Here is a 13,177-nt window from a genome sequence, read left to right as displayed (position 1 = left end):
CCCCTCACGCGCTCTTGCGGATCCACCGGCCGACCGCCCAGTTGAGCAGGCCGATCAGCACGAGAATGAGGAACATGGTCCAGGCGATCGCCGAGGCCCGCCCGAGGTGCTGGTTGAACCAGCCCTGCTCGTACAGATACAGACCCAGCGTCTGGAACTGGTGGTCCGAGCCACCCGTGGGGCTCGCCCCCTGACTGAAAAGGAGCGGCTCACCGAACAGCTGCGTCGCCCCGATCGTCGACACCACGCAGGTGAACAGGATCGTGGGCCGCAGCGACGGCACCGTCACCCGCAGGAACTGCTGCCAGCGGCTCGCCCCGTCGAGCGCCGCCGACTCGTACAGATCGTGCGGAATGGCCTGCATCGCGGCGAGGTAGATCAGCGCGTTGTAGCCGGTCCACCGCCAGATCACGATGGCGGACACCGCGAGCTGTGCCGTCCAGTCGCCGTTCTGCCAGTCCACGGCGTCGATCCCGACGAGCCCGAGCCCCCAGTTGATCAGCCCGTGGTCCGTCCTGCTGAACATGAGCACGAACACGAGCGTCGCCGCCGCCACCGACGTCGCATAGGGAGTGAGGATCGCGACCCGGAAGAACATGGACCCGCGCAGCCGGTAGTTGAGGAGATGCGCGAGCCCGAGCGCCATCAGGAGCTGCGGCACGGTGGAGAGGAGACCGATGGTGACGGTGTTGCGCAGCGCGTTCCAGAAGAAGTCGTCGTCGAGCAGCCGCGAGAAGTTGCGCAGGCCCACCCACTCCATGTCGGTGGGTGCGCCGAGCTCCACCCGGTGCAGCGAGGCCCACCCCGTATAGAGGAGCGGAAAGAGCCCGAAGGCGACGAAGAAGAGGAAGAACGGCGCGATGAGGGCGTAGGGGCTGAACCGCACGTCCCAGCGGTAGAGGCGGCTGCGCCGCGTCCGGCGGCGCTCGTCCCGGGCCGTGTCCCCCGCCGGGGCGGGGGACACGGCCGTGCGGGAGTCACTCGGAAGGTCCATCACCGCGTCACTGGTCCAGCGCGTTGTCGATGGTCTTCACGGCCTTGCCCCAGGCCTTGTCGGGCGAGGTGCCCTTCTGGTCGACGCCGAGCATCCCGGTGTCCGCCAGGTACTGGGAGATGATCCCGTCCTTGGGGCCGATGGGCTGGACGGGCACGCCCTCGGCGGCCCTGGAGAAGATCCGGCCCACGGGCGCGTCGCCGAAGTAGGGGTTCTTGGCGTCCTTCACCGCGGGCAGGCCGTAGGCCGCGCTGGCGCTCGGGAAGCTGGCCCGCTCGTCGAACAGCTTGGCCTGCTGCTTCGGCGCGGTCAGCCAGGCCGCGAGCTTCGCCGCCTCCTCCTTGTGCTCGCCCGCCTCGGGCACGGTGAGGAAGGAACCGCCCCAGTTGCCGGGCTTCGGCGCGGCGGCGACGTCCCACTGGTCCTTCGCGTCGGCGCCCGCCTTGTCCTTGATGTAGCCGAGCATCCAGGGCGGGCAGGTCACCGTGGCGAAGGAGCCATTGGCGAACGCCTGGTCCCAACTGGGCTGGAACTGCTGGAGCTTCGCGGTGAGCCCGGCCTCGGCGAACCGCGCCGCGAGGTCCCAGCCCTCCTTGACCGCCGGGCTGTCCTTGTAGACGAGCTCGCCGTCGGCGTCGTAGAACTTCTGCGTGCCGGAGGCGTGCACGGCGGCCATCACGCCCGTTGCGCCGTCCACGAAGGCGGTGCCCTTGGGCGCCTTCTCCTTGAAGCGCTCGCCCGCCCGGAGGTACTTGTCCCAGTCCCCGGCCCACAGCTTGCCCACGGCCTCGCGGTCCGTGGGAAGTCCGGCCTTCTTGAACATGTCCTTGCGGTAGCAGATGCCGGTCGGGCCGATGTCGGTGCCGAGTGCGATGGTCCTGCCGCCCTCGGCGGTGCCCTGCTTCCACTTCCAGCCGAGGTAGGCGCTCTTGTCGACGCCGGGGGCCTTGCCGAGGTCCACCAGCTTGTCCGCGTGGCTGCCGGTCAGCTCGGCGACGTTGCCGACCTCCACGGCCTGGATGTCGGACAGGCCGCTGCCGCTGCTCAGATGGGTGAGCAGCGCGGGCCAGTAGTTCTCGTTGCGCTGGACGGAGTTCTGCTTGATGTCGATGTCCGGGTGGAGCCGCTCGTACTCCGCGTACAGACCGGCCTCCTGGAGGCCGAAGGCGCCGAAGACGCCGATGGTCAGGGTCGTCTTCCCCTTGCCGCCTCCGCCCCCGCCGCCGGAGGAGCCGCCGGTGCCCGGGTCGTCGGAGTCCTCCGCGCAGCCGGTGAGCGCTCCGCCGGCGAGCGCAGCGACGGCCGCGAGCACCACGGCCGTACGGGGCGTTCGAGTCCTGTAGCGAGTCCGGTCATGCGTCCTGCGGCTTCTGCTGTGGCGCATGGTGTCCTCCTAGTGCTCCGCCGTACCACCTACCAGTCAACTGCCCTGTGGGCGTCATGAGTTGGAGAGGGGCGGCTCGGCCGGAGCGTGCGGATCGTGAAAGAGCCGAGTAGGGTGGGAGCGCTCCCATATTTGATGCCTTGAAGGGTTACGGCTCGTTGCGGGGGTGTCAAGGCACCGGACGGCGGGAGTTGCGGGCCGTCGGCGCCGTCGCTGGTGGCCGGGGCCCGGCTGTTAGATTTCGCGTCGTGGGGAGGCACTGATGGGGAGTCGTCAGCCCAAGGGGCGCAGCGGGGGGCGGCCCACGCTGGAAGAGGTGGCCGCGCTGGCGGGCGTCGGCCGGGGGACGGTGTCCCGGGTGATCAACGGTTCGCCGCGGGTGAGCGCGCACACCCGCGCCGCCGTGGAGGAGGCCGTCGCCGAGCTGGGGTACGTGCCGAACACGGCGGCCCGCGCGCTCGCCGCGAACCGTACGGACTCGATCGCCGTGGTCGTCCCCGAGCCCGAGTCGCGGTTCTTCGCCGAGCCGTACTTCTCGGACATCATCCACGGTGTGGGGGTCGCGCTCGCGGACACCGACCTCCAGCTCCTGCTGACCTTCGCGGGCGGCGACCGGGAGCGCCGCCGCCTCGCGCAGTATCTGTCGGCGCACCGGGTGGACGGCGTCCTCCTGGTGTCGGTGCACGCGGACGATCCGCTGCCGGACCTGCTGCAGCAGCTGGAGATACCGGCGGTGATCAGCGGTCGCCGCCGCGCCGACGAGCCGCTGGCCTCGGTGGACTCCGACAACTTCGCGGGGGCCCGCGCCGCCGTCACCCATTTGGTGGCCCGGGGCCGCCGCCGGATAGCCACGATCACGGGCCGCCTCGACGTGTACGGGGCCCAGCGGCGCCTCGACGGCTACCGCGACGCCCTGGCGGAGGCCGGGCACGAGCCGGACGAGGCCCTGACGGCGCGCGCCGACTTCACCGAGGAGGGCGGTCGGCGGGCGATGGCGGACCTGCTGGCACGCAGGCCGGACCTGGACGCGGTCTTCGCCGCGTCGGACGTGATGGCGGCGGGCGCGCGTCAGGTCCTGCGCCGGGCGGGCCGCCGCATACCGGACGACGTGGCCCTGGTCGGCTTCGACGACTCGGCGATCGCCCGCCACATGGATCCGCCCCTGACGAGTGTGCGCCAGCCCATAGTGGAGATGGGCCGCACGATGACGGACGTCCTGCTCACCGAGATCGCCGACCCCCGCCCGGCGGCGTCCCGCCGCCTCGCCCGCCCTCAGATCGTCCTGCCGACGGAACTGATCCCCCGCGCGTCGTCCTGAGGCGGGGACCGGGGCAGTCGCGTGCGTGGAGGTAGCCGAACATCGGCCAGGGCTCTTCGCGCCAGAAGTGCGGGCGCAGGGGCTGGCCGGGGGTGATGGGGGCCTGGCAGGCGGCGCAGCGTATGGCCGGGTGGCCTGCCTGTTCCCGTACGGTCAGGTGGTTCATGCCGAGGGCCCGGCCCGGCTCGCACGGGCCGTAGGGGCACCGGTGGCAGGTGACGGTGTGGTCGTACCAGGCGAGGTAGGTCGTCAGGGAGTGCGTCCTGACCTCGCAGCAGTCCAGGCAGCCGTGCGGCCGGAAGGGGCCGGGGCTGCCGAGGTCGATCCCCTCGCCGGGGCGGAACGCGTGCGCGCACCAGACGCAGGCGCCACCGGACAGCTGCGCCGCGTCGAGCGTGCCGGGCCGGGGGAGGGCGGCGAGCAGTACCACCGGCTTGGGCTCAGGCATCCCGGCCTCCTGCGGCCGGGCCCGCGGGCGCGGCGGCTGTGCGGCCACCCTCGATCCAGGCGGCATGCAGCCGCGCACCTTCGGAGCAGTCGGCGAGGATGCCGAAGTGCCGGCGGGGGCAGGTGTTCAGGTGCTCGCGGTAAGCCTCGTACGGGCCCCTCGGTTCCTGGCCGTCCTCGCGGTCGTCGAGGCCGGTCATGGTCGGCCCACCGTCCACAGCGGATCGGCGGTGGCGAGCAGCGCGCGCAGAGCCAGGGTGTCGCACAGGTTCCCGGGATGCTCCGGCGGCACCACCCAGCTCATGAGGTACGCGATGTGCCCCACACGGGGGACCCCGAGGAAGGTGCCCGTGCTCAGGCGCTCCTCCGGGCCGTCCCACTCCGCGCCGGGCGTCACCAGGAAGTAGTACGCGCCGAGGGTGCTGCGCAGGTCCCGGATCACCGGGCCGCCCAGCCAGTCCCGCAGGGCTGCGGCCACGGTGGCGGGCTCCTCGCTGGCGACCGCGGCGTGGATCCGCTGGGCGGGTACGCGTACGGCGTCGAAGCACCGACCGAGCGGGATCATCGCGACGTAGGCATCCGTCCACTCCCGCCGGGCCCGGCCCGGCAGGGGGTGGGCTTGAGCCAGCCAGTCAGCGATCAACCTGTTCTCCCCCTGTGTCTGAGCGCTGCTTCTCGGCGCTTGCACGGGGGCCGCACTCTCGCCCATGTCGACTCCTTGGTGGTCGGCCACGCCCCGGGGCCGGTCGCACGGTCACCGGGGTCTTCGCTGTGTCTTTCGACGCTAGGAGTGCACCGGAGTCGACCACCAGCTCTGTGCAGATCTGTGCAGTCTCCTACCGGCAGCACTTCTGTGGTCCGTCAGCTCCCTTGACCTGGGCCCCTTGCCGCCACGATCGTGGCGCACAGAAACGCACACTCTGCTGACGGAGGATGACGTGCCGTTACTGTTCATTGGGATCGACCCCGACACCAAAACCGCCGACAGCCCCACCGTGTGGGTCGACCAGGACAAGCGGGAACTCGTCCTCCAGGGGTGGGAGCCGGCGCCCGAACTCCACGCTGAATGCGCCGCCTTCGAGGCGCCCGGCCACGCCGTCGGCATCCCGGACGGTGAAGCCGTGGTCCGAATCCCTGCGAGGATGATCGACATGATCAGGGAGGCGTGCGATGTCCTTCAGCGAGCCGACGATCACTGAGCTGATGGACGGCTGCACACGGACCGCGGTGCACCTGGAGATGCGGGACCAGTATGGTGTCGCTGCCGAAGCCGAGGACTTCCGTACCTGGCTGGAGACCGGCGAGTTCGATGCCGATCCCTCCTCGGAGGACTGGGCGCCGTGGGTCGACCTTGTGGCCCGGGCCGTCGGCCGTGGCGTCGCTGTGCGACGTGCTCGCATCGTGTCCGAACCCGTATCCGATTACATCCGGTACGAGCACGCTTCCACCATGGTCAACACGCACGCTGGTGAGGAAGTGCGCTGGCTGCCCCGCCGTCATGCCTCGGCCCTCTGCCTGCCCGGCAACGACTTCTGGCTCTTCGACGACCGTATCGTCCGCTGGGGCTACTTCTCGGGCGACGGTGCGCTGGTCGGACACGAGATCTCGGAGGACCCCGCATCCGCCAAGCTGTGCAGGGACGCCTTCGCGGCGGTGTGGGAACGAGCCATACCGCACGACGACTACCGGATCGACTGAGCAGGAAGCACCGGCAGCCAGCTCATGTCCGTCTCCCCTTCCTCGTCGGCCCAGGCCGCGCGCGAAGCTGTCGCCCGGCAGCTCCGCACCCTCCGCAAGGAGGCCGGGATGACGCTCGTGCAACTGGCTGCCGCGTGCGACTGGCACCACTCCAAGACGTCGCGGATTGAGAACGCGCTCACCGGGCCGTCGGCGTACGACATCCGCCGCTGGTGCACTGCCACCGGCCGTAGTGATCAGGCCCAAGACCTGATCGTCCAGTCCATCAACGCCGAGACGCTGTACCAACAGTGGCGCGACCAGGTGCGCTCCGGGCTCCGACACATCCAGGAGAGCCGGGTCGGTTTCTTCCGCGGCACCGAGCTGTTCCGCGTGTACTCCTCCGGCCTCGTACCCGGCCTCCTCCAGACCGAGGGGTACGCGACTGCCGTCCTCCGCATCGCTGCGGACTCGAACGACCTTGCTGTGGACGACAGCGTGGAAGCCGCGCGCGCACGCATCGAGCGATCCCGCCTCATCCACGAACCGGGACATCGCTTCGTGGCGGTGATCGAAGAGTCCGTCTTGCGCTACCGGATTGCTGGAGCAGAAGCCATGTCCGCCCAGCTCGGCTACCTGCTCACCGCGGGGGCCTTGCCCGCCGTCTCCCTCGGCATCATCCCCGTAGCCGGCGAGCGGACGCACTGGCCGGAGGAGACGTTCCACATCTACGACGACAAGCTGGTGGCCATGGAACTCGTGTCGGCCGAGGTACGTGTCACCCAGCCCTCCGAGGTAAGCCAGTACGTGAAGACGTTCGAGCGTCTGCGGAGCATGGCCGTCTACGGTGCGGAGGCCCGCGGCCTCATCCTCCGCGCGATCGAGGCGCTGCACTGAACAGGGCACGACGAAGGCTCCCTCCCGTCCGAAGGCGCGAGGGGGCGAAGCGTTTCAGCGGGCGATCAGTGCGAACAGGCCAGAACCAGCGCCGATCACCCCGGCGAGAGCGGCGATCGTCGGCAGGTCCCCGGTCCCAGCGATCACCGCGTACCCCGTGGCGTCCGCTTGGCCCGTCATGGCGCCGAGGCAGGCGCCCGGCCGCAGGGTCACAGTGCCGGTCGTGAGGACGCGAAACCAAGATCGTGTTCCCGTGGTGTTCCCAAACGTCGGGGAACGACAAGGGCCCGACCTGCTTTCGCAGGTCGGGCCCTTGATCATCAGGGTGAGTGACGGGACTTGAACCCGCGGCCACCTGGACCACAACCAGGTGCTCTACCAACTGAGCTACACCCACCATGAGCCGGTCTTTTGTCTTTCTTCTGACCGGCCGAGAAAAAGTGTACAGGGTCCGAAGGGGTGCTCGCGCACCCCTTCTTCCGACCCCGTCCACCAGGCCCTTTCGGGCCGCCTAGCTTGCGGGCAGGACGTGCTTCGCGGCGATCGACTTCGCCGTGTCCGAGTCCGGGCCCGGCTGCGGGACGAAGATCGCCTCGCGGTAGTAGCGCAGCTCGGCGATGGATTCGCGGATGTCGGCGAGCGCCCGGTGGTTGCCGTTCTTGTCCGGACTGTTGAAGTACGCCCGCGGGTACCAGCGCCGGGCGAGCTCCTTGACCGAGGAGACGTCGACGATCCGGTAGTGCAGGAAGTTCTCCAGGGTCGGCATGTCCCGCAGCAGGAAGCCGCGGTCCGTGCCGACCGAGTTGCCGCACAGCGGGGCCTTGCGGGGCTCCTTCACGTGCTCACGGATGTAGTCGAGGACCTGCTCCTCGGCGGCGGCCAGCGTGGTGCCGCCGGACAGCTCGTCGAGGAGTCCCGAGGTGGTGTGCATCTGCCGCACCACCTCGGGCATGGTCTCCAGGGCTCCGTCCGGCGGGCGGATCACGATGTCCACACCTTCGCCGAGCACGTTCAGTTCCGAGTCGGTGACCAGGGCGGCCACCTCGATAAGTGCGTCATCCGTCAGCGAGAGCCCGGTCATCTCGCAGTCGATCCACACCATGCGATCGTTCATGCGCCCAACCCTACGGCGCGCTCCTCTGGCCGGGGAGCGGCGTGCGTCCCTGCGCGTACGCATCGGCGGTTTGCTTGCCCGCGTCCATGGCCAGGGACGCGGCCCCGAAGGCGCTCGCCGCCGCCGTACGCCGTGTCTGGGCCGGCACCGGACCCGGGGGCATGCCCGGATTCGGTCCCGGCACGGAACCGTGCCCGCCCGGTCCGCCCATCCCGTCCGGAGCCGAGACCACGGCGGGCGCGCTGGGCATGGCCATCGGGCCGCCGGTCGCCCCGGCGGCACCGTCCAGACCGCGCTCGCTCTGGGGCCTGCGCGCCCGGTACGCGGCGCGGTAGGCGGCGGGCGAGGAGCCGAGCTGGCGCCGGAAGTGGCCGCGCAGCGCGACGGGCGAGCGGAAGCCGCAGCGTCCGGCGACCTCGTCCACGGAGTAGTCCGAGGTCTCCAGGAGCCGCTGTGCCTGGAGCACCCGCTGGGTGATCAGCCACTGCAGGGGAGCGCTTCCCGTCAGTGAGCGGAAGCGCCGGTCGAAGGTGCGGCGGCTCATGTAGGCGCGGGCGGCGAGCGTCTCCACGTCGAACTGCTCGTGGAGGTGTTCGAGCGCCCAGGCGACGACCTCGGCCAGCGGGTCGGCGCCGATCTCCTCCGGGAGCGACCTGTCCAGGTAGCGCTCCTGGCCGCCCGCGCGGCGCGGCGGCACGACGAGCCTGCGGGCGAGCGCGCCCGCCGCCTCGTTGCCGTGATCCGTGCGCACGATGTGCAGACAGAGATCGATTCCGGCCGCGGTTCCGGCCGACGTCAGGACGTCCCCGTCGTCGACGAACAGCTCGCGCGGATCGACGTGGACGGACGGATATCGTTTGGCGAGCGTCGGCGCGTACATCCAGTGCGTCGTCGCCGGGCGGCCGTCCAGTAAACCGGCCGCCGCGAGGACGAACGCGCCGGTGCACAGACCGACGATGCGGGCCCCTTCTTCGTGTGCCCGGCGCAGCGCGTCGAGCGCCTCCAGCGGTGGCGGCGACGTGATGGACCGCCAGGCCGGGACGACGACGGTGCCGGCTCGCGCGATGGCCTCCAGGCCATGCGGCGCGGTGAGTTCGAGTCCGCCCGTGGTGCGCAGCGGCCCCTCCTCACCGGCGCATACGAGCAGCCGGTACCGGGGCACTCCCGCGTCCTGCCGGTCAATGCCGAACACGGAGAGTGGTATGGAACTCTCGAAGATGGGACCACCGCTGAAGAGCAGCACCGCGACGATTTCCCGACGGCGCCGCCCGGAGAGTTTGCGCGCCGCAGCTTCCTGCACGGCAGTGGAGTCGTGGCTCATGGCGCTAAGCCCCCCTCGGTCGTCGCGGCTCCCTGTTCTTGACGTGCTTGCTGGACCTGTCGCTCCTGCACGTTTCCCCTCGGTCCTCCACCAGTCCCCCGCCGTACTACAGTCAAGATCGAATCTACTGCGTCGTGTGACGCTGCCGTGACCAGTTCAGCACTCGGCGCATTGTCGACATGGCAACTTGGCGTGAAGCATTCGATCACGAAGCGTCGCACTCACGGGCCGTGCAGGGAAGTGCGCCTCGTCTCAGTGGCCGGTCAACGTAGGGTGCGGATGCCTTCTGCGCTCCTTTCACCCCTGGTGGGACGTGGGTTGACCCCCCGTTCGGCCAGGGAATGCGGACCAGCCGGAAGTTGGCTGAAAACGTATGGAGGAGTGCGCCGGAATCGGTCAGTCCACCGGCGCGTTCGGCCCCGCGTGCCGCCCGCCCCGGCGCGCCCCCGGAGCCGCTCCCGCCCGGCGCCCGGCGGTGGCGGGGCGCCGCTCGACGCGGGCCCGCTCGGCCCCCCGCTCGGACTGCCTGAGCAGCACCCGGCACACCCCCGTCACGGCCGCGAGCCCGAGGGCCGATCCGGCGGCCCCGGCCAGCGAGGTCCCGTACCCGACGAGCACGACCGGGACGAGGACACAGGAGAACGCGGCCCAGCGCACCACGTCGCTCGCCGACTCCTGCGGGACCGTCCCGGGCGTCTCGGCGCCCAGGGGCCCGGCGGCCTTGGGGCCCCGGCGCTCGCGCGCCCCCTCGGGGGCGCGGCGGCGGGTGGTCGGTGCGGCGGCTGGGGCGGCGGTGATCGGTCCTGGCACGGCGTACTCCCTGCGGCGGTGGTTTCGCACGTGGTGTCTGTTCCTGGGGATGTCTCCGAAAGAGTGGTTTCACGGGTTCAACGCGTGGCCATGCGGCCGGTCACTGGCCGGAAGGGGCCAGTGCGCGCGAACCGGGCGCAAACCGCCTGTACGGGGCAGCTGCCATTGCCATCCGGGCCCCGCTCATGCATGCTCCGGTGAACGCCGCGAGGCCGTGCGGAGGCCGCATCGAGGCCTCGCGCGGGCGGCGTCAGCCGCCGTCACGGCCCGGGAGACCCCCGGCCGGGACCTGGGCAGGAGAGGAGTGTCGCCGTACCCTTGGGGGTAAGGGGTTGGGAAGATGATTCCCGGACACGCGTCCGGTGACGGCCCGTGTCCGCCGAAGGCCGCAGGGCCCGACCCGCACAGATCCGCGCTCGACCCGCTCCCCGTACTCCACCCGGGAATCCGCGCACGACCCGCTCCACGGCGCCGCACCACGGGCGCCGCAGCACCTGGACAGAGCCGACCCTCCCACAGAGGACTCCTTCGCCGAGACACCGATGGCCGGTCACGAATTCTCCGAACCCGCGGACCGCAAGCGGCAGGTCGCCGATCCGACGACGACCCCCCAAGCGGCGGAAGAACCACGTCATTCCTGCGATCCGGCCTTCCGGCACGGCGTCGTCGTCGGCTTCGACGGCTCGACGTCCAGCGAGCGGGCCCTCGCCTACGCGATCGGCATGGCGCACCGCTCCGGCTCCGGCCTGATCATCGTCCACGTCGCCAACCGACTGCCCACCACCGTCTGGGCGGGCTGTGAGCCCCCGGTCTTCGTGGACGTCCCCGACCACCGCACCGAGGTCCTCGGTCTGGAACTGGCCTGCGCGGACTATCTGTCGGAAGTGCCCTGGATCCTCGTCGAGCGCGGTGGCGACATCTGCCACGAGCTCGAAGAGGTCGGCCGGGAGTACTCCGCGGACGCCATCGTCGTCGGCTCGACGCACGGCATCGTGGGGCGCATCTTCGGCTCCGTCGCGGGCCGTCTCGCGCGCCGTGCGCAACGGCCCGTCGTCGTCATTCCGTAACGTCCCTCCGTCCCAGGTGGGATGAGGGTGTCACGGCGTCAACTTCCGTGCCGCGGCGCATAAATCTACTCGTGCGTAGAGGTGGTTCGTGCCCTTGTGAAGGGTACATACCGGTCGCCGGGGCGCCGCAGCACAGCGACTTCCCACCGCGGCCTCCCGCGGACCCCCGGCGTCCTGCCGGCCGGGGGGTGACGGCCACCGGCTGAGGCAGGCACGGGCCGGGGTAATGGGCGACCCCGGTTCCTGAAGGAGTGGCCCCCCGTGTGCTTGGTGGCACGCGCGGGGGGCCACTCACTCGTGCGGCGCCTACTCGACGGTGACGGACTTCGCCAGGTTGCGCGGCTTGTCGATGTCCCGGCCGAGCGCCAGGGCCGTGTGGTAGGCGAGGAGCTGGAGCGGGATGCCCATGAGGATCGGGTCCAGCTCGTCCTCGTTCTTCGGGACGACGATGGTGTGGTCGGCCTTCTCCTGCTCCTGGTGCGCGACCGCGAGGATCTTGCCGCTGCGGGCCTTGATCTCCTCCAGGGCCGCCCGGTTCTTCTCCAGGAGGTCGTCGTCGGGCACGATCGCGACCGTCGGCAGGGCGGGCTCGATCAGGGCGAGCGGGCCGTGCTTCAGCTCGGACGCGGGGTAGGCCTCGGCGTGGATGTAGGAGACCTCCTTGAGCTTGAGGGAGGCCTCGCGGGCCACCGGGTAGCCGCGCACCCGGCCGATGAACAGCATCGACTTGGCCTCGGCGAACTCCTGCGCCAGCTTCTGGATCTCGTCCTCGCGCGCCAGCATCTGCTCGATCTGCGCGGGCAGCTGCCGCAGGCCCGCGATGATCCGCTTGCCGTCGGCGACCGACAGGTCCCGGATGCGGCCCAGGTGCAGGGCGAGCAGCGCGAAGGCGACGGTGGTGTTGGTGAAGCACTTGGTGGAGACGACGCAGACCTCGGGGCCCGCGTGCACGTACACGCCCGCGTCCGCCTCGCGGGCGATCGCGGAGCCGACCACGTTGACGATGCCGAAGACGCGGGCGCCCTTGCGCTTGAGCTCCTGCACGGCCGCGAGCACGTCGTACGTCTCACCGGACTGGGAGACGGCCACGTACAGGGTGTCGGGGTCGACGACCGCGTTGCGGTAGCGGAACTCGGAGGCGGGCTCGGCGTCGGCGGGGATGCGGGCCAGCTCCTCGATCATCTGGGCGCCGATCATGCCCGCGTGGTACGAGGTGCCGCAGCCGAGGATCTTCACGCGCCGGACCTTGCGGGCGTCGTGGGCGTCCAGGTTCAGGCCGCCGAGGTGCACGGTGGAGAAGCGGTCGTCGATGCGGCCGCGAAGGACGCGGTCCACGGCGTCGGCCTGCTCGAAGATCTCCTTGTGCATGTACGTGTCGTGGCCGCCCATGTCGTACGACTCGGCCTCCCACTCCACGGTGGTCGGCGAGGCCTGGGTGCTGGAGCCCTCGGTGGTGTACGTGCGGTAGTCGTCGGCCTTGAGGGTGGCCATCTCGCCGTCGTCGAGGGTGACGACCTGGCGAGTGTGGGAGACGAGCGCGGCGACGTCCGAGGCGACGAACATCTCCTTCTCGCCGATGCCGAGGACGACGGGCGAGCCGTTGCGGGCGACGACGATGCGGTCGTTGAAGTCGGCGTGCAGGACGGCGATGCCGTAGGTGCCCTCGATGTGGCGCAGGGCCTCGCGGACCCGCTCCTCCAGGGTCTCGGCCTGGGAGCGGGCGATGAGGTGGGTGATCACCTCGGTGTCGGTCTCGGAGCGGAACTCCACGCCGTCGGCGAGCAGCTTGGCGCGCAGCTCGGTGGCGTTGTCGATGATGCCGTTGTGGACGACGGCGACCTTGTTCGCGCCGTCGAGGTGGGGGTGGGCGTTCTCGTCGGAGGGGGCGCCGTGCGTGGCCCAGCGGGTGTGGGCGATGCCGGTGGTGCCGGTGAAGCGCTTGGGGACACGGGCCTCCAGATCGCGCACGCGGCCCTTGGCCTTGACCATCTTCAGGCCGGTGGCCTTGGGGCCGGTGATGACGACGCCCGCGGAGTCGTAACCGCGGTACTCCAGGCGCTGGAGTCCCTCCAGGAGGAGCGGGGCGACGTCACGCTTGCCGATATATCCGACGATTCCGCACATAAGGGTCCCTTGGGTGTGGTGGGG

General features: G+C 70.6%; 15 protein-coding genes and 1 tRNA gene. 5 read left to right on the top strand and 11 right to left on the bottom strand.

Annotated elements, in window-relative coordinates; translation table 11 throughout:
- Nucleotides 1-4: 4 nt before the first annotated feature.
- The gene (locus tag MQV74_RS16285) at nucleotides 5-994 is read right to left on the bottom strand and encodes a carbohydrate ABC transporter permease (protein ID WP_242718350.1); all 990 of its coding nucleotides are present in this window, start codon (nucleotides 992-994) and stop codon (nucleotides 5-7) included.
- Between the two features lie 7 nt (nucleotides 995-1,001).
- Nucleotides 1,002-2,378, bottom strand: coding sequence for an ABC transporter substrate-binding protein (locus MQV74_RS16280; RefSeq protein ID WP_242718348.1), 1,377 nt, complete (start codon nucleotides 2,376-2,378; stop codon nucleotides 1,002-1,004).
- A gap of 262 nt (nucleotides 2,379-2,640) precedes the next feature.
- Here MQV74_RS16280 and MQV74_RS16275 point away from each other — a divergent pair, with 262 nt between their 5' ends.
- The gene (locus MQV74_RS16275; RefSeq protein WP_242718346.1) at nucleotides 2,641-3,696 is read left to right on the top strand and encodes a LacI family DNA-binding transcriptional regulator; all 1,056 of its coding nucleotides are present in this window, start codon (nucleotides 2,641-2,643) and stop codon (nucleotides 3,694-3,696) included.
- Here MQV74_RS16275 and MQV74_RS16270 read toward each other — a convergent pair.
- From MQV74_RS16270 to MQV74_RS16260, 3 genes are read right to left on the bottom strand one after another with little or no spacing between them, the layout of a single operon-like run.
- Nucleotides 3,599-4,144 carry a hypothetical protein gene (locus MQV74_RS16270; protein WP_242718344.1) on the bottom strand — a complete coding sequence of 182 codons (546 nt, stop codon included), beginning with the start codon at nucleotides 4,142-4,144 and terminating at the stop codon, nucleotides 3,599-3,601. The two genes, MQV74_RS16275 and MQV74_RS16270, sit on opposite strands and share 98 nt — an antisense overlap.
- The gene (locus MQV74_RS16265; protein WP_242718342.1) at nucleotides 4,137-4,343 is read right to left on the bottom strand and encodes a hypothetical protein; all 207 of its coding nucleotides are present in this window, start codon (nucleotides 4,341-4,343) and stop codon (nucleotides 4,137-4,139) included. The genes MQV74_RS16270 and MQV74_RS16265 overlap by 8 nt, the downstream gene beginning before the upstream one ends.
- The gene (locus tag MQV74_RS16260; RefSeq protein WP_242718340.1) at nucleotides 4,340-4,786 is read right to left on the bottom strand and encodes a hypothetical protein; all 447 of its coding nucleotides are present in this window, start codon (nucleotides 4,784-4,786) and stop codon (nucleotides 4,340-4,342) included. Before MQV74_RS16260 ends, MQV74_RS16265 begins: the two co-directional genes overlap by 4 nt.
- Nucleotides 4,787-5,081: 295 nt before the next feature.
- On the opposite strand from MQV74_RS16260, the gene MQV74_RS16255 reads away from it, so the two are divergent.
- Genes MQV74_RS16255 through MQV74_RS16245 form a run of 3 tightly spaced genes read left to right on the top strand, consistent with a single transcriptional unit; the run spans nucleotide 5,082 to nucleotide 6,717 of the window.
- A complete protein-coding gene (locus tag MQV74_RS16255) occupies nucleotides 5,082-5,342 on the top strand; it encodes a hypothetical protein (protein ID WP_242718338.1) in 261 nt (86 codons plus the stop codon).
- Entirely contained in the window at nucleotides 5,314-5,841 is a 528-nt protein-coding gene (locus MQV74_RS16250) for a DUF6879 family protein (protein WP_242718336.1), read from the top strand. Before MQV74_RS16255 ends, MQV74_RS16250 begins: the two co-directional genes overlap by 29 nt.
- A gap of 24 nt (nucleotides 5,842-5,865) precedes the next feature.
- Entirely contained in the window at nucleotides 5,866-6,717 is an 852-nt protein-coding gene (locus MQV74_RS16245; protein WP_242718334.1) for a helix-turn-helix domain-containing protein, read from the top strand.
- Nucleotides 6,718-6,771: 54 nt separating this feature from the next.
- Here MQV74_RS16245 and MQV74_RS40790 read toward each other — a convergent pair whose 3' ends face one another.
- The 5 genes from MQV74_RS40790 to MQV74_RS16225 form a co-directional block, all read right to left on the bottom strand.
- Nucleotides 6,772-6,897 carry a hypothetical protein gene (locus MQV74_RS40790; RefSeq protein WP_278194162.1) on the bottom strand — a complete coding sequence of 42 codons (126 nt, stop codon included), beginning with the start codon at nucleotides 6,895-6,897 and terminating at the stop codon, nucleotides 6,772-6,774.
- A 144-nt stretch (nucleotides 6,898-7,041) separates the two neighbouring features.
- Nucleotides 7,042-7,114, bottom strand: a tRNA-His gene (locus MQV74_RS16240).
- 114 nt (nucleotides 7,115-7,228) lie between these two features.
- On the bottom strand, nucleotides 7,229-7,831 hold the full coding sequence (gene orn, locus MQV74_RS16235; protein WP_138959861.1) for an oligoribonuclease: 603 nt from the start codon (nucleotides 7,829-7,831) through the stop codon (nucleotides 7,229-7,231).
- Nucleotides 7,832-7,841: 10 nt separating this feature from the next.
- Entirely contained in the window at nucleotides 7,842-9,152 is a 1,311-nt protein-coding gene (locus MQV74_RS16230) for a helix-turn-helix domain-containing protein (protein WP_242718332.1), read from the bottom strand.
- Nucleotides 9,153-9,548: 396 nt separating this feature from the next.
- On the bottom strand, nucleotides 9,549-9,962 hold the full coding sequence (locus MQV74_RS16225; protein ID WP_374120627.1) for a hypothetical protein: 414 nt from the start codon (nucleotides 9,960-9,962) through the stop codon (nucleotides 9,549-9,551).
- A gap of 542 nt (nucleotides 9,963-10,504) precedes the next feature.
- On the opposite strand from MQV74_RS16225, the gene MQV74_RS16220 reads away from it, so the two are divergent.
- Nucleotides 10,505-11,029 (top strand): universal stress protein, encoded by a 525-nt coding sequence (locus tag MQV74_RS16220; protein WP_030681921.1) that lies wholly within the window; start codon nucleotides 10,505-10,507, stop codon nucleotides 11,027-11,029.
- A 306-nt stretch (nucleotides 11,030-11,335) separates the two neighbouring features.
- On the opposite strand, the gene glmS is transcribed toward MQV74_RS16220, so the two are convergent.
- Nucleotides 11,336-13,153, bottom strand: coding sequence for a glutamine--fructose-6-phosphate transaminase (isomerizing) (gene glmS, locus MQV74_RS16215; RefSeq protein ID WP_242718331.1), 1,818 nt, complete (start codon nucleotides 13,151-13,153; stop codon nucleotides 11,336-11,338).
- Between the last annotated feature and the right edge of the window lie 24 nt (nucleotides 13,154-13,177).

The sequence above is a fragment of the Streptomyces sp. AN091965 genome (assembly GCF_022698285.1).
In the GTDB taxonomy this organism is placed as follows: domain Bacteria; phylum Actinomycetota; class Actinomycetes; order Streptomycetales; family Streptomycetaceae; genus Streptomyces.
This window is presented reverse-complemented; position numbering and strand designations above follow the sequence as displayed.

Bases quoted from the DNA above. Each gene is read 5' to 3' on its own strand.
- MQV74_RS16250 (WP_242718336.1), top strand. From the start codon at position 5,314: ATGTCCTTCAGCGAGCCGACGATCACTGAGCTGATGGACGGCTGCACA.
- MQV74_RS16265 (WP_242718342.1), bottom strand. From the start codon at position 4,343: ATGACCGGCCTCGACGACCGCGAGGACGGCCAGGAACCGAGGGGCCCG.
- MQV74_RS16285 (WP_242718350.1), bottom strand. From the start codon at position 994: ATGGACCTTCCGAGTGACTCCCGCACGGCCGTGTCCCCCGCCCCGGCG.
- MQV74_RS16245 (WP_242718334.1), top strand. From the start codon at position 5,866: ATGTCCGTCTCCCCTTCCTCGTCGGCCCAGGCCGCGCGCGAAGCTGTC.
- MQV74_RS16220 (WP_030681921.1), top strand. From the start codon at position 10,505: ATGGCCGGTCACGAATTCTCCGAACCCGCGGACCGCAAGCGGCAGGTC.
- glmS (WP_242718331.1), bottom strand. From the start codon at position 13,153: ATGTGCGGAATCGTCGGATATATCGGCAAGCGTGACGTCGCCCCGCTC.
- MQV74_RS16230 (WP_242718332.1), bottom strand. From the start codon at position 9,152: ATGAGCCACGACTCCACTGCCGTGCAGGAAGCTGCGGCGCGCAAACTC.
- MQV74_RS16280 (WP_242718348.1), bottom strand. From the start codon at position 2,378: ATGCGCCACAGCAGAAGCCGCAGGACGCATGACCGGACTCGCTACAGG.
- MQV74_RS16270 (WP_242718344.1), bottom strand. From the start codon at position 4,144: ATGCCTGAGCCCAAGCCGGTGGTACTGCTCGCCGCCCTCCCCCGGCCC.
- orn (WP_138959861.1), bottom strand. From the start codon at position 7,831: ATGAACGATCGCATGGTGTGGATCGACTGCGAGATGACCGGGCTCTCG.
- MQV74_RS40790 (WP_278194162.1), bottom strand. From the start codon at position 6,897: ATGACGGGCCAAGCGGACGCCACGGGGTACGCGGTGATCGCTGGGACC.
- MQV74_RS16275 (WP_242718346.1), top strand. From the start codon at position 2,641: ATGGGGAGTCGTCAGCCCAAGGGGCGCAGCGGGGGGCGGCCCACGCTG.